Genomic DNA, 19,612 nt, shown 5'->3' with positions numbered 1-19,612 from the left:
GGCTGTGTCAGCCCTGCGGCGGCGCGGCGGCCCCGGCGGCGTCAACGGAGTCGCTGGTCTCCTGCGCGGTGCGGTCGAGGTCGACGATCACCGGCGCGTGGTCGGAGGCGCCCTTGCCCTTGCGCTCCTCGCGGTCGATGAGCGCGCCGGTGACCCGCGCGGCCAGCGCCGGGGAGGCCAGCACGAAGTCGATGCGCATGCCCTTGCGCTTGGGGAAGGACAGCTGCTTGTAGTCCCAGTAGGTGTAGACCCCGGGGCCGGGGGCCAAGGGCCGTACGACGTCGGCGAAACCGGCGTCGACCACGGCCTGGAACGCGTCGCGCTCGGGCTTGGTGACGTGGGTGCGGCCCTCGAACTCGGCCATGTCCCAGACGTCGTCGTCCTGCGGCGCGATGTTGAAGTCGCCGCACAGCGCCATCTGCGCGGCGGGGTCCTCGGTCAGGCACCCGGCGGCGTAGGAGCGCAGCGCCTCAAGCCAGCGCAGCTTGTAGGAGTAGTGGGGGTCGTCGATCTCGCGGCCGTTGGGGATGTAGAGGCTCCACACCCGCACCCCGCCGCAGGTGGCGCCCAGCGCCCGGGCCTCGGGCGCCTCGGGCTCGCCCCAGCCGGGCTGGCCGGGGAACCCGATCTGGACGTCGGTGATCCCCACGCGCGACAGGACGGCGACGCCGTTCCACTGGGAGAGCCCGTGGTGGGCGACCTCGTAGCCGAGTTCGGTGAACAGCTCCGTGGGGAACTGGTCGTCGCGGCACTTGGTCTCCTGGACCGCGGCGACGTCGATGTCGCTCCGCTCCAGCCAGGCGGCGATCCGCTCGCCCCTGGCCCGGACACTGTTGACGTTCCATGTCGCGATACGCACACCGCCAGGCTAGCGCCCGGGTACGACACGCGCCGCCCGATCGGGCGCGCGGCGCGGCCGGGGCGGTGGGCGGGCGTGGCGGGCGCGGGCGAGGCCCCGGCGCGGCCGTCCTCCGCGCCGGGGCCTCCTGTCTCCCTGTGGGGGTGAAGCGCCGTCATCGCCGCTCTGCCAGATGTGACGCAGGGGACGCCCGAACGGTTCAACCCGCGCGCCGCCGATTCCGCCGCGCGGTCCTCAGCGATTTCCCAGCGCGCGCACTGCCGGGTCACAGCGGGGCACGGCATGCTGGGCGCCGAGCCGCTGAGGGGGCCGCCGGCCCCGCGCCGGCACCGAGTCCGGGCCCCCTGCTCCGCCGACCGCGGAGCCGGCGGGGGCGCCGCGCATGGCGCGCAGCGGCGCCCCCGCCCTCCGGCGCGCGGGGCGGGCGGCGCGCGCGTGCCCCCGCCCCTGCCGCCTGCGGCATCATGGAGGCCAGGCCGGACACGCCGCGCTGAAGGTGGGATGCATGCCCGAGACCGCGACCCGCTCGCACGTACTGGTGATCGACGACGAGCCCAACATCCGCGACCTCGTGCAGGCGGCCCTGCGGTTCCACGGCTTCAGCGTGAGCACCGCCGAGACCGGCGACCAGGGGCTGGCCATGGCCCGCGACCGCCACCCCGACCTCATCCTGCTTGACGTGCTGCTGCCCGACATCAGCGGCTTCGACGTCTGCCGGCGGCTGCGCGACTCCGGCGACGACGTCCCGGTCATCTACCTCACCGCCCGCGACACCCCGTCTGACACCGTCACCGGGCTGTCCCTGGGCGGCGACGACTACGTCACCAAGCCGTTCTCGGTCGAGGCGCTGATCGCGCGCGTGCACGCGCTGCTGCGCCGCGCCCGCCGCGACGACGGCGCCGAGCCCGACCGCGCCGAGCAGGGCGTGCTGCGCGTGGACGACCTCGAACTCAACGAGCGCACCTGGACCGTGCGCCGCGCGGGCGTGGCCATCGAGCTGTCGCCCACCGAGTTCCGGCTGCTGGCCTACCTGATGAGCAACGCCGGCCAGGTCCTCACCCGCGCCCAACTGCTGGAGAACGTGTGGGGCTGGGACTACGCCGGCCAGTCCCAGATCGTCGAGACCTACATCAGCTACCTGCGGCGCAAGCTCGACCCCCTGGGCCCGGCGCTCATCCACACCCAGCGCGGCGTGGGCTACGCCCTGCGCGCCCGGGACCAAGGCTAGATGACGCGCTCGGGCGGCCTGCGCTCGCGCCTGCTCGTGGGCCTGATCGCGGTGACCGGAACCGGCCTGCTGCTCACCTGCGTGGTGGGCTTTTTAACCCTGCGCAGCTTCATCACCGACCGCATCGACGCCCAGCTCCAGCTCACCGCCGAGCGCGCGACCGTCCGGCTGGACAACGACACCCCGCCGGTGGGGGTCGACGCGCCCAGCCCCTCGCCCTACTTCGTGGTGCTGCTGAACAACCGCACCGGCGCCATCGACCAGGTCTACGGCGACACCGAGCGCGAGGACGTGGTCCTGGACCGCATCCGCGCGATACCGCTGGACCAGTGGCGCGAGTACGGCTCCACCGGCGCGATCTTCGAGCTGGACGGGGTGGACGACTCCGTCGCGCCCTACCGCGCCACCGTCCGGCTGCGCCCCGACACCATCCTGGTCACCGGGGTGCCCACCAGCGACCGCGAGGAGTACCCCTGGCGGCTGGTGCTCACCCAGCTCGTGACGGCCGGCCTGCTGCTGGGCGGCCTGCTGATGGCGGGGCGCTGGCTGATCGGGCGCGGCCTGGAGCCGCTGGACGAGATGGCCACCACCGCCAACCGCATCAGCGTGGGCACCGACATGACGGTGCGAATGCCGGGCTCGGGCTCGCACAGCGAGGTGGGCCGGCTGGCCGGGGCCATCAACACCATGCTGCGCCGCATCGACGACGCCTTCGCCGCCCAGCGCGCCTCGGAGGAGCGGGTGCGCGCCTTCGCCGCCGACGCCTCGCACGAGCTGCGCACCCCGCTGACCACCATCCGCGGCTACGCCGAGCTGTACCGGCAGGGCGCCATCCCCGCCGAGGAGCTGCCGGGGGCGATGCGGCGCATCGAGAACGAGGCGGAGCGGATGAGCCGGCTGGTGGCCGAGCTGCTGGAGCTGGCGCGGCTGGACCGCACCGGCGCCCTCCAGCGCGGCCCCACCGACATCGCCGCCGTCACCGCCGAGGTGGTCGCCGACGCCCGCGCGCTGGAGCCCGGCCGCCCCCTCACGCTCGCCGCGCCCGAGGCGCTGACCTGCGACGCCGACGAGGCGCGGGTGCGCCAGATCCTGGCCAACCTGCTGGCCAACGTCCGCGAGCACACACCCGAGGGCACGGCGGCGGCCGTGCGGCTGCGCGAGGAGGGCGGCACGGCGGTGCTGGAGGTCGCCGACGAGGGCCCGGGGATGGCGCCGGCGGACCTGCGGCGCGCCTTCGACCGGTTCTACCGGGGCACCCGGGCGCCCAACAGCGGCTCCGGACTGGGGCTGTCCATCGTCAAGGCGATCGCCGAGGCCCACGGCGGCGGGGTGGAGCTGGCCTCGGCACCGGGCGAGGGCACGACCGTCACCGTGCGCATCCCGCGCCGGCGCGGCGGCTGACCGGCCGAACCGCCGTCCGGCGAACGGATGACCGAATGACCGGCTGACGGGCGCTGTCGCAGCCGGGCTCGCGGCGGCGGGGCCCTGACCGGGGCATGCTTGCGCGCTGCGGCCGGGGGTAGGTGGTGTGACGTAGGCCATACCCGTCGTTGGCGCGACGTCGTTTCGGTGAGGTGATCCACCACCATGACAGCGGTGAACCGCGAGACCGGCCCCGGGCACGTCGACGAGCGGCAGGCCCGCGCCGTGGCCGAGGCCGCGCGCGAATCCGAGTGGCGCCGGCCCAGCTTCGGCCGGGAGCTGTACCTGGGCCGGCTGCGCCTGGACCTCGTCCACCCCCACCCCCGCCCCGACCCCGACTCCGCGGCCGCCGGCGAGGAGTTCCTGACCCGGCTGCGCGCCTTCTGCGCGACCGTCGACGCCCAGCGCATCGAACGCGAGGAGCGCATCCCCGACGAGGTCGTGCGCGGCCTGAAGGAGCTGGGCGCGCTGGGCATGAAGATCCCCCGCGCCTACGGCGGCCTGGGCCTGAGCCAGCTGGACTACAACCGGGCGCTGACCCTGGTGGGCTCGGTCTCCCCCGCCCTCGGCGCGCTGCTCTCGGCCCACCAGTCGATCGGGGTGCCCCAGCCGCTCAAGATGTTCGGCACCGAGGAGCAGAAGCGCGCGTTCCTGCCGCGCTGCGCCACCACCGACATCAGCGCGTTCCTGCTCACCGAGCCCGACGTCGGCAGCGACCCCGCGCGGCTGCGCTGCACGGCCACGCCCACCGAGGACGGATCGGCCTACCTGATCGACGGCGTGAAGCTGTGGACGACCAACGGCGTGGTCGCCGACCTGCTGGTGGTCATGGCCCGGGTGCCCCCCGGCGAGGGCCACCCCGGCGGGATCACCGCGTTCGTGGTCGAGGGCGGCTCCGAGGGCATCACCGTGGAGCACCGCAACCGGTTCATGGGCCTGCGCGGGCTGGAGAACGGCGTCACCCGGTTCCACCGGGTCCGCGTTCCGGTGGAGAACCGCATCGGCGAGGAGGGCAAGGGCCTTCGGATCGCGCTGTCCACCCTGAACACCGGCCGGCTGTCCCTGCCCGCCATCTGCGTGGGCGCGGGCAGGTGGTGCACCAAGGCCGCCCGCGAGTGGGCGCGCGAGCGCGTCCAGTGGGGCCGCCCCGTCGGCACGCACGAGGAGGTCGCCAAGAAGATCGCCTTCATCAGCGCCACCACCTACGCCATGACCGCCATGCTCGACCTGGCGAGCCACTTCGCCGACGACGAGCGCCGCGACATCCGCATCGAGGCCGCCATCGCCAAGCTGTGGTGCTCGGAGATGGCCTGGCGCGTGGCCGACGAACTGGTGCAGGTGCGCGGCGGCCGCGGCTTCGAGACCGCCGACTCCCTCGCCGCGCGCGGCGAGCGCGGGGTGCCGGCCGAGCAGATCCTGCGGGACCTGCGGATCAACCGGATCTTCGAGGGCTCGACCGAGATCATGCACCTGATGATCGCGCGCGAGGCGGTCGACGCCCACCTGGCCGTGGCCGGCGACATCATCGACCCGTCGGCCGGCGCCGCCGCCAAGGCGCGGGCCGCGGCCAAGGCGAGCGGCTTCTACGCCGCCTGGTTGCCCACCCTGGTCGTCGGCCAGGGCCGGCGCCCCGGCGCCTTCGGCGAGTTCGGCCCGCTGGCCGGCCACCTGCGCTATGTGGAGCGCGCCGCCCGCCGGCTGGCCCGGTCCACCTTCTACGGCATGTCGCGCTGGCAGGGCCGTATGGAGACCAAGCAGGGCTTCCTCGCCCGCGTGGTCGACATCGGCGCCGAACTGTTCGCGATGAGCGCGACCGTGGTGCGCGCCCACCACGACCGCGAGGAGCACCCCGAGCGCGGGCAGGGCGCCTACGAGCTGGCCGACGCGTTCTGCCGCCAGTCCCGCCTGCGCGTCGACGCGCTGTTCACGGCGCTGTGGGCCAACACCGACGACCTCGACGGCAGGCTCAGCCGCCGCGTGCTGGACGGCCGCTACCCCTGGCTGGAGGAGGGCATCCTGGACCCGTCCGTGCCCGGCCCGCTGATCGCCCCGGCCGAACCCGGCCCCTCGGTGCGGGAGAATGTGCGCCGGACGATGGGCTGAGCACTCCGCCGTGCGCCGCACCGGGCCCGTGCCGTCCCCGCGGCGCGCGGCGGGCGCGGCCGGCGCGGAGGAGCGGACGGAGGCGACGATGGACGGGAAGACCCTGTGGGAGGCGGCCCAGCGGTGCGCCGAGGCCCTCCCCGGCGCCCGGCTGGAGTACCCGTTCGGGCCCGGGCACGAGGTCTTCAAGGTCGGTGGGCGGATGTTCCTGCTGGCGACCGACGCCCCCGGCGAGCCGGTGGTGGTGCTGAAGGCCGATCCCGCCGACGCCGAGGCCCTGCGCGCGGCCCACGCCGACATCACCCCCGGCTACCACATGAACAAGCGGCACTGGATCACGCTGGCCCCCGGCGGCTCCCTCGACGAAGGGCTGGTGGCCGAACTGGTGGCCGAGTCCTACCGGCTTGTGGTGGCCGGCCTCCCCCGCTCTCGCCGGCCCGCCGGATCCGAGGCTCCCGACGGCCTGGGCTGAGCCGCGGCCCGCCCACCCGCTCCCGGTTCCGGCTCCCGGCTCCGGGGGGCGGTTCCGCACGCGCGCCCGCCGTCCGCTTAGGGCACCGGACGCGGCGGCGCAAGGGCCGGTTCTCCCGCATTCCGCCGCAATTGGGCCCGTTCCGCGGGTTGTTTCCGGATCAGCCGAGTGGCTAGTATTCCCCGGGTCACGCTCTGCCACGCACCCCACGCTCCCCCCGACAGGGCGTCTTCCCCGCCTTCCGTGCAGAGGAGTCCCCTCGTGTCCTCCCACGCCTCGCCCGAGGCAGCCGCGGACGACCGCTCCCCGGACCCCGCGCCCGCCCTCACCAGCGACTTCAACATTCCGCGCGGCGCCGAGGACCCGCCCGGCCCCGGCGAGCCCCGGCGCGGCGGGCTCCGCCGCCGCCTGGCCGCCGTCGCGGCCGGCGCCGCAGTGCTCGTGGGCGCCGCCTACGGCGTGAGCGCCCTCGTCCCCGCGCTGTCCGGTTCCGAACCCGGCGACGGCGCCTCCGTCGTGGTCGACGACCCCGCCCCCACCAGCGAGCACCCCGGCGACGACGTCGGCGAGCCGCAGGGGGCCTCCGCCCCGCCGCAGCGGGTCGAGGAGCCCACCGCCGCGCCGCCCGCCGCCCAGGTCGAGGCGCCCGTGCAGGAGCCCCCGCCCGCGCCGTCCGAACAGGAGCAGCCCGCCGACGAGCCCGCCCAGCCCGCCGAGGAGCCGGCCGGCAGCGGCCCCAGCTACCCGCCCGGCATCACCGAGGAGGACGTCGAGCGCGCCTGGGAGATGTGGGAGGAGTACCAGCGCCAGCAGAACGGCGGCTGAGCCCGGCACCTGCCGCTCGATTCCTCGCCCCCTCCCCTCGTCGGGCGGGCGGTCATCGGACCGCCCACCGGTGGCTGACCCAGGCAACGAGGGCGGCGACGGCGGCAGGTGGCCCGGGCCGACGGCCATCGGGCCGCCCACCAAGGGCTGACGCGAGCAACGACGGCAACAACGGCGGCGGACGGCTGCGGTGCCCCTGCCCAATCACGAGGACGGACAGCCGGACGGCGGGAACGCGATGTCGGTGGGCGCGGCTAGGGTCGTCGGTATGCACGAGTCAGCGCCGCCCCACCCCCGGCGCGGCTCCACCCTCTCGGCGGCCCAGGCCCGCCGGATCGCGGTGGCCGCGCAGGGCTTCACCGATCCCCGGCCCGCGGCCCGCCCCACCGCGCGCCACCTCCAGCGGGTCATCGACCGCATCGGCGTCATCCAGATCGACAGCGTCAACGTCCTGGCCCGCAGCCAGTACCTGCCGGTCTTCGCCCGCCTGGGCGCCTACGACCCCGCCCTCCTCGACCGCGCCGCCACCCGGCGCGGCGGCCGCCTGGTCGAGTACTGGGCGCACGAGGCCAGCCTGATCCCGCCCGCCACGCACCGCCTGCTGCGCTGGCGCATGGAGCGCGCCCGCGCCGAGGCGTGGGGCGCCATGCGCGAGATCGCCGACAGCCACCCCGACCTCGTCAAGGCCGTGCGCGCCGAGGTGGAGCGCATCGGCCCGGCCACCGCCCGCCAGGTCGAGGCCGCCCTGGAGCACGACACCCCCCGCGCCCGCGACCACTGGGGCTGGAACTGGTCGCTGGTCAAGCGCGCCCTGGAGTTCCTGTTCTGGTCGGGCGAGGTCACCACCGACGGCCGCACCGCCCAGTTCGAGCGCCGCTACGACCTCCCCGAACGCGTCCTGCCGCCCGAGGTGCACAACGCGCCCGACCCCGACCCCGCCGCCGCCCGCAGACAGCTCGTCGCCATCGCCGCCCGCGCCCACGGCGTGGCCACCGAGACCTGCCTGCGCGACTACTTCCGGCTGAGCGCCGCCGAGGGCCGCGCGGCGGTGGCCGACCTCGTCGACTCCGGCGAACTGGTGCCCGTCAGCGTCGCCGGCTGGCCGCGCCCGGCCTACCTGCACCGCGACGCCCGCGTGCCGCGCGCGGTGCGCGCCCGCGCGCTGCTCAGCCCGTTCGACTCCCTGGTGTGGGAGCGCTCGCGCACCGAACTGCTGTTCGGGTTCCGCTACCGCCTGGAGATCTACGTGCCGGCCGCCAAGCGCGTGCACGGCTACTACGTGCTGCCGTTCCTGCTGGGCGACCGCCTGGTGGCGCGGGTCGACCTCAAGGCCGACCGCGCGGCCGGGCGGCTGCTGGTGCGGCGCACCACCGTCGAGGACTCCGCCCCGCCCGAGACCGCCGCCGAACTCGACGCCGAACTCCGCGCCATGGCCGAGTGGCTCGGCCTGCCCCACGGCGTCGTGCACGAACCCCGCTGAACCCCTCCGGGCACCCCTGCGCTCCCCCGGGGCCCCCTTGGACCCCGCGGAGCGCGGGGTGCGGTCTCCCGCTCCCCGCGCTCCCGCGCCCTGCTCCCGCACGCGCCCCTCCCCGCCCGGCGGTCCCGCGCCGGACGGCCGCGGGGCGGCCGGGCCTCAGCTCCCGGCGCGCGGTGCGGCCTGCGATGCGGGAACAGGGGCCGGCCGCGCCGCCGCGGGCGGCTCGTGCGGCACAGCCGGCGGCAGGTGGGCGGCGAGCAGCCCCGTCAGGCGCAGCACGATCGCCGCCAGGAAGGCCAGTCCGCTGCCCAGCTCCACGACCTCCTCCAGGGACTGCTGGACGCGTTCGGCCGCAACCGTCCAGGTGGCGGGGTCGATCGAGTCCATGCCGACCGCCACCACGGCCAGCAGCACGCCCAGCGCCAGGGCGTTGCGCGAGGCGGTGTCCACCCGCACCGCGCGCCACACCGCCGGCAGCAGCGCCAGCCCGACCACGGCCAGCCCCATCACCAGGAAGTCGCCGGGGGCCACCCACGGCAGGAACGGCACGGTCACCCCGCGCGGGGCGAGGTAGCCGTCGCGCACCCGCTCGTGCAGGGCGAACCGCTCGTCCAGGGCCAGCGCCGCGAAACCGGCGGCCAGCAGCCACCACACCCCGGTGCGCCCGCCCGAGGTGCGGCGCAGCACGAACGCCACGAGCAGCGCCCCGGCGGCGGCGAGCACGAGCACGACGCTCTGCACCCACGTCATCGGGGTCATCTCCTGGGCGATGTAGTCCCACCAGCGCGGCCACCGCGCGGCGGCCAGCACGGCCGGCACCACCAGCCACACCGCGGCCAGCGCGGCCGCCGGCGGGACCCAGCGGCGGCTCACGCGCCCACCGCCGGAGCCAGGGCGGCCGGGGCGTGCTCGGGCCACGTGACGGGGTCCAGCGGCGCGCCGCACACGGCGGCGAGCATGCGCTCGCCCCACATCCGGGCGCCCCGGTCCAGGGTCTCGTCGCGCCACCAGGCACTGTGCCCGGTCTGCAGGACGCGCCCCTGCACCAGCAGGTCGCCGTCGCGCGCCGGGTCCACCACGGCGTCGTCGACGGCGTAGCCGCGCAGCCGCCCGCCGCGCACCGCCGCCACGGCGGCCGCGGTGTCCACCAGCGACGCCCGGGCGACGTTGACCAGCAGCGCGCCCTCGGGCAGGGCGGCGAGTTCGGCGGCGCCGATGACGGGCGGGGCGCCGAAGGTGTGGCTGGCGCACACCGCCACCGCGTCGGCGGCCAGCACGCCCGCCAGATCGGTGGTCTCCACACCCGACGCGGCGGCGCGCGCGGCGGCCGCGGGGTCGGTGTCGGTGCCGCGCACCCGCATGCCCAGGGCACGGGCCATCCGGGCGACCTCGCCGCCGATGCGCCCCAGGCCCACCACGCCCAGGGTGCGCCCGCCCAACTCGACGCCGCGCAGCGACACCGTGGGCGGCGCCGCCCCCCGGCTGCGGTCGTGGGCCAGGTGCAGGCGGGTGGCCAGCCCGAACAGCAGGGCCAGGCAGTGCTCGGCCACGGCGGTGGTGGCGTAGCCGGGCAGGATCGACAGGCCCACCCCGCGCGAGCGCAGCAGCGCGATGTCGAGGTGGTCGTAGCCGGTGGCGTAGAGGACGATGCCGCGCAGGCCGGGGAGGGCGTCGAGCAGGTCGGCGTCGACGGCCGGCAGGCACAGGTTGGTGGCGGCGAGCAGGTCGGCGCCGGCCAGCAGCCTGATGGCGTCGGCGCGGTCGGGCGCGCGTTCGCACGGCACCACGAGCACGTCGGCGTGGCGCTCCAGTTCGGCCCAGTGGGCGGGGTCGAGTGTCGCACGGCCGCGACGGCTCAGTACGACGAGGCGGGGCAGTGTCATCCGAGGCGGTCTTTCGGTTCGAGGGCGAATACAGGGAAGGGGCGGCCCCGTCTGGGGCACGGCCGTGCAGACCGGCCGCATCGACCACCTCCACCTCCACCTGCCGCCGCCCGGGGAGGGCCCGGCGGCGGGCGGCCCGCCCGGGGGCCGGCCCCCGGGCGGCACCGGTCCCCGGTAGGGCCGCGGCGCTCCGCCCTCCGCCCCAGGGCGCCGGACGCCGCGGCCGAAACCCCCGGTGGGCCGCCCGCCCCGCTCAGGAGTCCAGAACCGCGGCGACCGCCTCCACCTCGACCAGCTGGTGGTCGTAGCCCAGGACGGTCACGCCCATCAGCGTGCTCGGCACGTCGTGGTCGCCGAACGCGTCGCGCACGACCTCCCACGCCGCCACCAGGTCGGCCTGCCGGTCGGACGCCACGAGGACGCGGGTGCTGATGACGTCCTCCAGTGCGGCGCCCGCGTCGGCCAGGGCGGTCCGCAGGTTCTCCACGGCCTTGGCGGCCTGCCCGGCGACGTCGCCCACCGCCGCCGTGGTGCCGTCCTCGTTCAGCGGGCACGCCCCCGCCAGGAAGATCAGCCGCGCCTCGGCCGGAGCCGTGGCGGCGTAGGCGTACTCGGCGACATCGGACAGCGACGCGGAGCGGATCAACGTGACGGCACGCGGCATGGGACCACCTCTCGAGATCGACCGGAACAGCCGAACGGTCCCACAGACCGGCGGAGTTATCGACCGGTTTTCCGTCGCCGCGAGGCCCCCGTTTCGGCTTGAAAGAGCCGAGAGTTCAGGCCATGGGAGGAGTGTGGTGGTGTCAAAGGCGTGGTACCTATCTGACGGTACTACTCACGCAATGTAGCGAATGGACAACCCTGCGGAGGGTCCCGGGCCGCCCTCGCGCCGAGCACGGCGCCCGCCGCCGTCGCCACCGGGCCGCCCACCGCCATCGCGGCCGCCGACCGCCCCGCCCCGCCGCATCCCGCGCGCGCGTCGCCGACCGCACCACCCGCCCACTCGGCCCCTCCCGCAGCCCCGGGCCGCGCCCCCGCCTTCCGCCGACCGTTTCCCTACCCGACCGGCCCCCCGAAAGAAGGACGACCATGAGGCGCCTGACCGCCGCCGTCGCCACGTTCGCCGCGCTCTTGTCCGGCTCGGCCCTGTTCGCCGCCCCGGCCCACGCGGCCGAAGGCTCGATCACCATCGAGGTACTTGAGTACGACTCCACCGAGAACAGCGACAACTGGACCCGCACCGAGACCATCGTCATCGAGGACCCCGGAGCGGGCAGCTGCCACCCCCTGCCCGAGCAGTGGGTCAACGAGGACACCCAGCAGGAGCGGGTCATCGCCAAGCTCCACAACGGAACCGACGTCACGGTCATGATCACCAAGGACCCCTGCGACAACCTCCAGGGCGGCCTCTGGCCCGACGACTGGTTCGACCTCGGCGCGGGCCAGGAGACCTTCAGCGTGCCGCACCACATGCGGAGCGTCGTCGTCCTGGGCTGACCCGGTCCCGCCCGTCGGGACCCCGGCGCTCCCGGCGGCCCTCGGCCGCCGCGTCCACCTGGAACCGCGGGCCAGGCGGGCGGGTGCCCCTGCCCCCGCCCGCGGGGCCTCCGCCCCTTGCGCCGCGCCCAGCGCGGCGGGGCGCGCCCCTCTCGCGGAACCCCGCGCCATGCTGTGCCGTTCCCCCCAGTACCAGGAGACACACCCGCACCACCCCGTGTTGGACGGGCCGAGGCGGGAAGGTGTGCTCCGAGCCTGGCCGCCGCCAGGCGGTTCCGGCATCAGCATGGAAGGTCGCTCATGGAGAACTACGGGGTCCAACTCGGCCTCGTGCTGATCCTGGTCGTGCTCAACGCCCTGTTCGCGGGCAGCGAGATCGCGCTCATCACCCTGCGCGAAGGCCAGATCAAGAAGCTTGAGGCGCGGGGAGCCGGCGGGCGCACCGTCGCCCGCCTGGCGCGCGAACCCAACCGCTTCATGGCGACCATCCAGATCGGCATCACCCTGGCCGGGTTCCTCGCCTCGGCGACCGCCGCGGTGTCCCTGGCGCAGCCGCTGATCGGCCCCCTCGGCTTCCTCGGCGACGCGGCCGGCCCCGTGGCCATCGTCCTGGTGACCATCGTGCTGACCTTCATCACCCTGGTGTTCGGCGAGCTCGCGCCCAAGCGGATCGCCATGCAGCGCGCCGAGGGCTGGGCGCTCCTGGTCGCCCGCCCGCTCAACCTGCTGGCGGCGCTGTCCCGCCCGGCGGTGTGGCTGCTGAGCGTCTCCACCGACCTGGTCGTGCGCCTGACCGGCGGCGACCCCAACGCCGCCCGCGAAGAGGTGTCGGAGGAGGAACTGCGGGACATGGTCGCCACGCAGCGCGGCATGACGCGCGAGCAGCGCACCATCATCACCAGCGCCTTCGAGATCAACGACCGCCGGCTGCGCGAGGTCGTGGTGCCCCGCGGCAGCGTCTTCGTCATCCCCGCCCGGACCGAGGCGGCCGAGGCCACGCGGATGCTCGCCGAGCACGGGCACTCCCGCGCGCCGGTGGTCACCGACGACGACCTGGACGACGTCATCGGCGTGGTGCACTGGTCCGACCTGGTCCAGAGCGAGGGCACCGCCCGCGAACTGTCCCGCCGCCCCCTGCTGCTGCCCGACTCCCTGGTCGTCTCCCTGGCGCTCCAGCGCATGACCTCCGAGCGCCAGCAACTGGCCGTGGTCGTCAACGAGACCGGCGGCATCGACGGCATCGTCAGCCTGGAGGACCTGCTGGAGGAGATCGTCGGCGAGATCTACGACGAGACCGACTCCGACATCCGCACCGCCGTGCGCCACCCCGACGGCTCGATCACCCTGCCCGGCACCTACCCGGTCCACGACCTGCCCGACATCGACGTCCACCTCAAGGAGCGCCCCGACGGCGACTACGTCACCGTGGCCGGACTCGTCATCGCCCTCCTGGGCCGCATCCCCGAGCAGCCGGGCGACCTCGTCGGCCTCGGCGAATGGACCGCCCGCGTGGCCGAGACCAACGGCCGCGTCATCTCAGCGGTCACCCTGCGCCGCCACAGCGACCCTCCCCCCGAGGACACCGCGGCCGCGGAGTGACCTTTCCGCCCCCGGCGCCCTGGGCATCGCCCGGGGTCCGTCCTGAACGCCCCGCGCGGGAACCGCCCCACCCACCGCTCAAGACCGCCACGTCCTCGCCGCCGGTGCCGTGAGACAGGAGTCCGCGCTCGCGACCAGGGCGGCCCGCCCTGGTCTACTCAGGGGACCAGCGGATAGAACGGCTCGTCGGCCGCGGAGCCGTCGACTCCCGTGAGGGCTCCGACGGACGAGCCGTCGATGAACTGGGTGTAGATCTCACAGCGCACCGGCAGCCCCTGTCTCGGTGCATACTCATATTCCACCCCGCTTCTCCTGTGCGAAAGCACGCCTATCCGCGTTTCTCCGCCCGTTGCGCGTCGCCATCACCGACGAAAGCAGCGAAAGGCTGTTGGCGGCACAGCGCGAGCTCCGACGCCGAACAGGCGGCACCTGAATGCTGACGTGCGGGAAGCGCTCCACATACGGCTCGGGCAGGCCTTGCGCAAAGCCGCAAAGGCGATTGCTGCCAGGGGGCGGAAAGTGCGCGCCCGCCGCACAAGAAACCCGGGCGGCGATTCTGCATGGCCGCCCTGGCCTGCGGCTATGGGCATGAAAAGAGCCGACGAGGGGACTTGAACCCCTAACCTATCGCTTACAAGGCGATTGCTCTGCCAATTGAGCTACGTCGGCTGATGACACCCCCAGGGGGTGCCCAAAGGCATGGTACCGGGTTCGGGCTAGTGCTCGGTGGTGCGGCGGCGGGTGACCTCGTAGAGGGCGACTCCGGCGGCTACCGAGGCGTTGAGGGACTCGGCTCCGGTGATCGGGATGGCGGCGATCAGGTCGCAGGTCTCGCGGACGAGGCGGGACAGGCCGCGGCCCTCCGAGCCCACCACGATCACCAGGGGGCCCGTGGCGAGTTCGAGCTGGTCCAGCCGGGTGTCGCCGTCGCCGTCGAGGCCGACCGCGAACACGGCCTCGCTCTTGTAGGCCTCCAGGGTCCGGGTGAGGTTGGTGGCCTGGGCGACCGGAAGGGTGGCCAGGGTGCCGGCCGAGGTCTTCCACGCCGCCATGGTCACGCCCGCGGCCCGGCGCTCGGGGATCAGCAGGCCGTTGGCGCCGAACGCCGCCGCCGACCGGGCCACCGCGCCCAGGTTGTGCGGGTCGGTCACGCCGTCGAGCGCGACGAACAGCGGGGGGACACCGGTCCCCTGCTCGGTGCGCCGGGCGGCGTCGAGCAGATCGGCGGGGTCCCAGTAGCGGTAGGGGCGGGTGTGCAGGGCGATGCCCTGGTGCACCGCGCCCGGCTGGCCGTTGCTCTCGCACCGGCGGTCGAGTTCGGCCCGGGGGACCTCGCGGATCTCGACCCCGGCGGCGCCGGCGAGGCGGGCGGCCTCGGTGACGCGTTCGTCCTGGTCCAGGCTGTTGGCCAGGAACAGCCGGGTGGCGGGCACGCCCGCCCGCAGCGCCTCGACCACCGGGTTGCGCCCCACCAGGAACTCCGCGCCGCCCCCCGCGGGGGTGGCCCGGGGTGCGGCGCCGCCGCGCCCGGCGCCGGCGGGCGCGCCCGCGGCGGGCTTGTCGGGCCGCTTGGCCGCGCGGCGCTGCTTGTCGGAGTACCAGTGGCGCTCCTCGGCGGGAAGGGTGCCCTTCCGGCCTTCGAGAGCACGCCGCCCCTTGCCGCCGCTGCCCTTGGTGGGGCCCTTCTTGCTCTTCTTCGCGGGCATGGGTGTTCGTCCTCGTCGTGTGGTGGATTGCCGGTGGCCGTGCGCCGGCCCGGCCGCAGGCCGCGGCCGTGCCCTTCCATGGTCGCCGATGCCGGGGACCGCGTGCGCCGTCGGTCCGCGGGCGGGCGACGGCGCACCCGCCCGCCGGAACGGTGCCGCCGCTAGGAGCGGCGCAGCTCCCAGCGCGGGCCGCGCGGGGTGTCCTCGACCACCACGCCCGCCGCCAGCAGCTGGTCGCGGATGGCGTCGGCCGCCGCGTAGTCCTTGCGGGCCCGCGCCGCCTGCCGTTGCTCCAGGGCCACGGCCACCAAAGAGTCGACGACGTCGCTCAGCCCGGAATCGGCGCTCTGCGTCCAGGTGTCGGACAGCGGGTCCAGCCCCAGGACGGCCAGCATGGCCCGCACCTGCCCCGCCAACTCGGCGATGCGCTCCTTGCCGCCCTCGGTGATGGCGGTGTTGCCGTCGCGCACGTGCCCGTGCAGCACCGCCAGCGCCTGGGACACCCCGAGGTCGTCGTCCATGGCCGCGGCGAACGGGCCGGGCACCCGCCCGGCGGGCTCGACCGCGCCCACGACCTCGACCGCGCGGGTCAGGAAGCCCTCGACCCGCTGGAACGCCGCCGCGGCCTCCGCCAGGGCGTCGTCGGAGTAGTCGATGACCGAGCGGTAGTGCGCCTGGGCGAGGTAGTAGCGCAGCTCCACCGGACGGACCTTGCGCACCATGTCGGGGATGAGCAGGGAGTTGCCCAGCGACTTGCTCATCTTCTCGCCGCCCATGGTGAGCAGGCCGTTGTGCAGCCAGTACCGCGCGAACCCGTCGCCGGCGGCGCGGGACTGCGCGACCTCGTTCTCGTGGTGGGGGAAGACGAGGTCGAGCCCGCCGCCGTGGATGTCGAAGGAGCCGCCGAGGTACTTGGTGGACATGGCCGAGCACTCCAGGTGCCAGCCCGGCCGCCCCCGCCCCCACGGGGTCTCCCAGCTGGGCTCGCCCGGCCGGGCGCCCTTCCACAGCGCGAAGTCGCGGGGGTCGCGCTTGCGGCGGTCGTCGTCGGTGTCGGCGGCCCCCCGCATCTGGTCGGGGCGCTGGTTGGACAGCGCGCCGTAGTCGGGGAACGAGGTGACGTCGAAGTAGACGTCGCCGGAGCCGTCGGCGGCCGGATAGGCGTGGCCGCGGTCGATGAGCCGGCGCATCAGCTCGATCATCTCGGGCACGTGGCCGGTGGCGCGCGGCTCGACGGTGGGCGGCAGGCAGCCGAGGGTGTCGTAGGCCGCGGTGAACGCCCGCTGGTTGCGTTCGGCGACCTCCCACCACTCCACGCCCTCACCGCGGGCGACGTTGATGATCTTGTCGTCGATGTCGGTGACGTTGCGGCACAGCGTGACGCGGTAGCCGTGGTAGGTGAGCCAGCGCCGCAGAATGTCGAAGTTCACGCCCGAGCGGATGTGCCCGATGTGCGGCGGCGCCTGCACCGTGGCACCGCACAGGTACAGCGAGGCACACCCCTCGCGCAGGGGCGTGAAGTCGCGGACCTGCCGGGCACTGGTGTCGTAGAAGCGCAGACTCACACTGCAAGGGTAGCCGTTTCCCCGTGTACCACGGCCGGTTCGTCCACAGCCGACCGCCCCCGGATCAACGCGCCCCCGCCCTTTCCCGCGGCCCCCTTCACCGGCCGCCGACCAGGGGCGCGGCACCCGTTGCGCCCTTTCCCCCGCCCCGCCGCCCGGCGCGCGGCCGAAGGGCGGTATGCGGCCCGCCGAAAACCGGTTCCCACCCGAACGGAAATCCGGCCGACCGCAATTCCCGGCGCCATGTGAGCTGAATCCCGCGTGTCGCTACCGGAGGTCCGCCCGCTCGTAACCCAGAGCAAGATAATCACCACCGAACTGGACAAATTCCCATTCCGCCGCGGACGCGCGCCCCGCCTCTTGCGGTCGGTTTCGGGCGCGACCTCGTGTTCGCCGTGTTCGCTGGGCTACCCTTCTGCGCACCATGGCCGGTAAACCCTCCTCCAAAACCCCAGGTGCACGCGACGCGGGCGGCCCCCACGCGCCGCCCAGGTCCGGCTCGCGCTTCGCCGCCGTCGCCGTGACCGCGCTGGGCGTCCTCGTGATCGCGGCCTGCGCCGTCCTGCTCTCCTACAACGGCATCTACCAGATCGCCGTGCAGGGCAACATCGACCGCCGCTACGCCCACCTCTACCCCGGCGCGTTCACCCTGCTGATGCTGATGGCGTTCTGGGGCGGCTACCTGCTGCGCACCGCCCCCCGCTCCCGGCGCCTGTGGGTCGACGCCCTCATCCTGCTGCTGATCCTGCTCGCTGCGGGCGCCAGCGCGCTGCGGGCCTACGGCCTGGTGCTGCTCCCCGACGTCGCCGTGGTCGTCGCCGCCGTCGCGCCGTGGGTGGCGCTGCTCGCGGCCTTCCGCATCTTCCTCTCGGTGGTCATGCACCTGCGCGGCGAGATCCCCGGCACCCGGCCCCGGGCCGCGCGCCGCCGGGCCGAGCCCGTCGACGACGGCACCGAGCCGCCGACCGCGCCGCTCGCCGCACCGGCCGCCACCGAGCCCGCCGCCCTGGCCGAGGAGGACGGCCTCGCGCGGCGCCCGCGCCCGGCCGACGAGGCGCCCCGGCTGCTGCGCGACGACGACCCCACGCACCGCCTGGACTACCCCGGCCCCGCCGACGACCCCGCACCCGACCGGTACGAGGGGCGGCCCGTGGGGGTCGACACCGCCTCAGCCGGCCGGGAGGAGCTGTTCGACCGCGAGGGCACCGACGACCGCGGCATGGCCGGAGCCGCCGCCCAGCCGGCGCCTCCGGCGGCCGGGCGCCGCACCGAGGAGCGCGTGGCGCGCCCCGAACCCGTCGCCGACACCGTCCCGGCCGACCGCGCCGACGACGGCGTCGACGCCAAGCCGCTGTGGCCCGAGTCCGCCGGCGGCCCCGAGCCCGACACCGGCACCGTCCGCACCCACCCGCTGGCCCTGCGCCACGCGCTCCGCGCCGAGGACACCGGCGTTGAGGACACGAGGTCCGCCGCGCCGGACTCCCCGCTCGGCCCCGCCGGCGCCGACGACGCCGCCGCCGCGCGCCGCGGCGCGGCGGCCGCGCCCGAGGAGACCCCCGCCCCGGCCGCCGGGGACCCCTCCGCCGAAACCGCAACCGCCGCCCGGTCCGAACCCGCGCACGCGGACGGGGACCGGGACGCGGCCACCGGCGGCCGTGACGACCACGATGACCGCGCCGACTCCGATGACGTCTACGCGGCCTGGGGCGCGGTGCCGCGCACCGCCGCCGACGACGACCGCCCGCGCGCGGAGCCGGAGCGGACCGGCGCGGCCGGCACCGGCGACACCGCCGACACCCATGGCGAGGACGGCACCGCCGCCGACGCCCCCGCCCCGGCGCTCTCGGTCGCCGCCGCCGGCGACGGCGACCGTTCCGACGCCCCGGATGGCCCCGACGGCGCCGGCTCCGACCTGCCCAGGCGCACCCGCCGCGAGAACCCCATCAAGCGGGCGGCGCAGGCCCCGCCGGGCGCGCCGGGTTCCCCGGCGGAGCGGCACGGCACCGATGCCGACTCCGAGCCCGCCTTCGCGGAGGACGGGTTCGTGGACGACCTGCCGCCGGGTGATCCGACCAATGACGAGGGCGAGCCGCTGACCGCCGCTCCCGAACAGCCCGGGGCCGACCCGACCGCGCCCGCCGCAGAGGACTCCGAGCCCGCCCCCGCCGCTGCCGAGCCCGACCCGCTCCCCCCGCCCGAGGGCCCGGCGCACTCCGCCGCGCCGCCCATCGAGAAGCGGCCCATGGTCCTCAAGCCCCGGCGCTCGCCCCGGCGGCAGGGGTCCTCGCCGTTCCCGGCGGAGCCGCCGTCCAACCGGGTGCGCAGCCAGCCCACACCCCCTGACGAGGACTGAGCGCCCTCCTGCGGCGCGGCGGACCGACCCGGCCCCCGCCCGCACGCGGCGCACCGCGAAGCGCCCTGCCGGCCCCTGGCGGACCGGCAGGGCGCTTCGCGTCTCAGCGGGCCGCTAGTCGCCCGGCACGCACAGGGCGGTGGCGATCGCGGCGATCCCCTCGCCCCGGCCGGTCAGCCCCAGGCCGTCGGTGGTGGTGGCCGACACGGTCACCGGCGCGCCCACCGCCTCCGACAGCACCTTCTCGGCCTCGGCGCGCCGGGGGGCGAACTTCGGCCGGTTGCCGACGACCTGCACCGCGACGTTGCCGATCTCGAACCCGGCCGCCCGCACCCGCGCCGCCGCCTCTCTCAGGAGCGCGACACCCGAGGCGCCCTTCCAGCGGGGGTCGGAGGTGCCGAACTGCGCGCCGAGGTCGCCCAGCCCGCAGGCCGAGAACAGCGCGTCGCAGGCGGCGTGGGCGGCGACGTCGCCGTCGGAGTGCCCGCTCACACCGTCCTCGCCCGGCCATTCCAAACCGGCCAGAAAAAGGATTCTCCCGGACATGAAAGGGTGGACGTCGGTCCCGACGCCCACCCTTGGCATTTTCACCATCAACTGAATTGTTCTTCGTGGCC

General features: G+C 75.3%; 16 protein-coding genes and 1 tRNA gene. 9 read left to right on the top strand and 8 right to left on the bottom strand.

Going from position 1 to position 19,612, the window contains the following annotated elements:
• Positions 1-7: 7 nt before the first annotated feature.
• Positions 8-859 carry an exodeoxyribonuclease III gene (locus HNR12_RS18855; RefSeq protein WP_179768854.1) on the bottom strand — a complete coding sequence of 284 codons (852 nt, stop codon included), beginning with the start codon at positions 857-859 and terminating at the stop codon, positions 8-10.
• 505 nt (positions 860-1,364) lie between these two features.
• Here HNR12_RS18855 and HNR12_RS18850 point away from each other — a divergent pair.
• From HNR12_RS18850 to HNR12_RS18825, 6 genes are all read left to right on the top strand, one after another.
• Positions 1,365-2,087 (top strand): response regulator transcription factor, encoded by a 723-nt coding sequence (locus HNR12_RS18850; protein ID WP_179768853.1) that lies wholly within the window; start codon positions 1,365-1,367, stop codon positions 2,085-2,087.
• Positions 2,088-3,488 carry a sensor histidine kinase gene (locus tag HNR12_RS18845; protein ID WP_179768852.1) on the top strand — a complete coding sequence of 467 codons (1,401 nt, stop codon included), beginning with the start codon at positions 2,088-2,090 and terminating at the stop codon, positions 3,486-3,488. It begins immediately after the preceding gene.
• Positions 3,489-3,674: 186 nt separating this feature from the next.
• Positions 3,675-5,612 carry an acyl-CoA dehydrogenase family protein gene (locus tag HNR12_RS18840; protein WP_179768851.1) on the top strand — a complete coding sequence of 646 codons (1,938 nt, stop codon included), beginning with the start codon at positions 3,675-3,677 and terminating at the stop codon, positions 5,610-5,612.
• An 88-nt stretch (positions 5,613-5,700) separates the two neighbouring features.
• The gene (locus HNR12_RS18835) at positions 5,701-6,084 is read left to right on the top strand and encodes an MmcQ/YjbR family DNA-binding protein (protein ID WP_179768850.1); all 384 of its coding nucleotides are present in this window, start codon (positions 5,701-5,703) and stop codon (positions 6,082-6,084) included.
• Positions 6,085-6,345: 261 nt separating this feature from the next.
• On the top strand, positions 6,346-6,909 hold the full coding sequence (locus HNR12_RS18830) for a hypothetical protein (protein WP_179768849.1): 564 nt from the start codon (positions 6,346-6,348) through the stop codon (positions 6,907-6,909).
• Between the two features lie 268 nt (positions 6,910-7,177).
• Positions 7,178-8,389, top strand: a complete 1,212-nt coding sequence (locus HNR12_RS18825) for a winged helix-turn-helix domain-containing protein (protein ID WP_179768848.1) — start codon at positions 7,178-7,180, stop codon at positions 8,387-8,389.
• Positions 8,390-8,545: 156 nt separating this feature from the next.
• On the opposite strand, the gene HNR12_RS18820 is transcribed toward HNR12_RS18825, so the two are convergent.
• The 3 genes from HNR12_RS18820 to HNR12_RS18810 all read right to left on the bottom strand — a co-directional run bounded on the left by HNR12_RS18820 (position 8,546) and on the right by HNR12_RS18810 (position 10,936).
• Positions 8,546-9,262 carry a hypothetical protein gene (locus HNR12_RS18820; RefSeq protein ID WP_179768847.1) on the bottom strand — a complete coding sequence of 239 codons (717 nt, stop codon included), beginning with the start codon at positions 9,260-9,262 and terminating at the stop codon, positions 8,546-8,548.
• A complete protein-coding gene (locus HNR12_RS18815; RefSeq protein ID WP_179768846.1) occupies positions 9,259-10,272 on the bottom strand; it encodes a 2-hydroxyacid dehydrogenase in 1,014 nt (337 codons plus the stop codon). The genes HNR12_RS18820 and HNR12_RS18815 overlap by 4 nt, the downstream gene beginning before the upstream one ends.
• A gap of 253 nt (positions 10,273-10,525) precedes the next feature.
• Positions 10,526-10,936 carry a RidA family protein gene (locus HNR12_RS18810; protein WP_179768845.1) on the bottom strand — a complete coding sequence of 137 codons (411 nt, stop codon included), beginning with the start codon at positions 10,934-10,936 and terminating at the stop codon, positions 10,526-10,528.
• Positions 10,937-11,364: 428 nt separating this feature from the next.
• On the opposite strand from HNR12_RS18810, the gene HNR12_RS18805 reads away from it, so the two are divergent.
• Positions 11,365-11,772 carry a hypothetical protein gene (locus tag HNR12_RS18805; protein ID WP_179768844.1) on the top strand — a complete coding sequence of 136 codons (408 nt, stop codon included), beginning with the start codon at positions 11,365-11,367 and terminating at the stop codon, positions 11,770-11,772.
• A 300-nt stretch (positions 11,773-12,072) separates the two neighbouring features.
• The gene (locus HNR12_RS18800) at positions 12,073-13,371 is read left to right on the top strand and encodes a hemolysin family protein (RefSeq protein WP_179768843.1); all 1,299 of its coding nucleotides are present in this window, start codon (positions 12,073-12,075) and stop codon (positions 13,369-13,371) included.
• A gap of 596 nt (positions 13,372-13,967) precedes the next feature.
• Here HNR12_RS18800 and HNR12_RS18795 read toward each other — a convergent pair.
• From HNR12_RS18795 to cysS, 3 genes are all read right to left on the bottom strand, one after another.
• Positions 13,968-14,040, bottom strand: a tRNA-Thr gene (locus HNR12_RS18795).
• 47 nt (positions 14,041-14,087) lie between these two features.
• Positions 14,088-15,077, bottom strand: a complete 990-nt coding sequence (gene rlmB / locus HNR12_RS18790) for a 23S rRNA (guanosine(2251)-2'-O)-methyltransferase RlmB (protein ID WP_179768842.1) — start codon at positions 15,075-15,077, stop codon at positions 14,088-14,090.
• A gap of 161 nt (positions 15,078-15,238) precedes the next feature.
• Positions 15,239-16,642, bottom strand: a complete 1,404-nt coding sequence (gene cysS / locus HNR12_RS18785; RefSeq protein ID WP_179768841.1) for a cysteine--tRNA ligase — start codon at positions 16,640-16,642, stop codon at positions 15,239-15,241.
• A gap of 424 nt (positions 16,643-17,066) precedes the next feature.
• Here cysS and HNR12_RS18780 point away from each other — a divergent pair, with 424 nt between their 5' ends.
• Entirely contained in the window at positions 17,067-18,995 is a 1,929-nt protein-coding gene (locus tag HNR12_RS18780) for a hypothetical protein (RefSeq protein ID WP_179768840.1), read from the top strand.
• Between the two features lie 114 nt (positions 18,996-19,109).
• Here HNR12_RS18780 and ispF read toward each other — a convergent pair whose 3' ends face one another.
• Positions 19,110-19,580, bottom strand: a complete 471-nt coding sequence (gene ispF / locus HNR12_RS18775; protein ID WP_179770713.1) for a 2-C-methyl-D-erythritol 2,4-cyclodiphosphate synthase — start codon at positions 19,578-19,580, stop codon at positions 19,110-19,112.
• Positions 19,581-19,612: the final 32 nt, after the last annotated feature.

The sequence above is a fragment of the Streptomonospora nanhaiensis genome (genome assembly GCF_013410565.1).
Classification (GTDB): domain Bacteria; phylum Actinomycetota; class Actinomycetes; order Streptosporangiales; family Streptosporangiaceae; genus Streptomonospora; species Streptomonospora nanhaiensis.
The sequence above is the reverse complement of the archived record's forward strand: the minus strand, read 5'-3'. Positions and strand labels throughout refer to the sequence as shown.

What these genes read in the sequence shown, in the direction of transcription:
- HNR12_RS18810 (WP_179768845.1), bottom strand. Translation starts at nt 10,936, where the DNA reads ATGCCGCGTGCCGTCACGTTGATCCGCTCCGCGTCGCTGTCCGATGTC.
- HNR12_RS18825 (WP_179768848.1), top strand. Translation starts at nt 7,178, where the DNA reads ATGCACGAGTCAGCGCCGCCCCACCCCCGGCGCGGCTCCACCCTCTCG.
- HNR12_RS18780 (WP_179768840.1), top strand. Translation starts at nt 17,067, where the DNA reads ATGGCCGGTAAACCCTCCTCCAAAACCCCAGGTGCACGCGACGCGGGC.
- HNR12_RS18805 (WP_179768844.1), top strand. Translation starts at nt 11,365, where the DNA reads ATGAGGCGCCTGACCGCCGCCGTCGCCACGTTCGCCGCGCTCTTGTCC.
- rlmB (WP_179768842.1), bottom strand. Translation starts at nt 15,077, where the DNA reads ATGCCCGCGAAGAAGAGCAAGAAGGGCCCCACCAAGGGCAGCGGCGGC.
- HNR12_RS18800 (WP_179768843.1), top strand. Translation starts at nt 12,073, where the DNA reads ATGGAGAACTACGGGGTCCAACTCGGCCTCGTGCTGATCCTGGTCGTG.
- HNR12_RS18845 (WP_179768852.1), top strand. Translation starts at nt 2,088, where the DNA reads ATGACGCGCTCGGGCGGCCTGCGCTCGCGCCTGCTCGTGGGCCTGATC.
- HNR12_RS18835 (WP_179768850.1), top strand. Translation starts at nt 5,701, where the DNA reads ATGGACGGGAAGACCCTGTGGGAGGCGGCCCAGCGGTGCGCCGAGGCC.
- HNR12_RS18840 (WP_179768851.1), top strand. Translation starts at nt 3,675, where the DNA reads ATGACAGCGGTGAACCGCGAGACCGGCCCCGGGCACGTCGACGAGCGG.
- ispF (WP_179770713.1), bottom strand. Translation starts at nt 19,580, where the DNA reads ATGCCAAGGGTGGGCGTCGGGACCGACGTCCACCCTTTCATGTCCGGG.
- HNR12_RS18815 (WP_179768846.1), bottom strand. Translation starts at nt 10,272, where the DNA reads ATGACACTGCCCCGCCTCGTCGTACTGAGCCGTCGCGGCCGTGCGACA.
- HNR12_RS18850 (WP_179768853.1), top strand. Translation starts at nt 1,365, where the DNA reads ATGCCCGAGACCGCGACCCGCTCGCACGTACTGGTGATCGACGACGAG.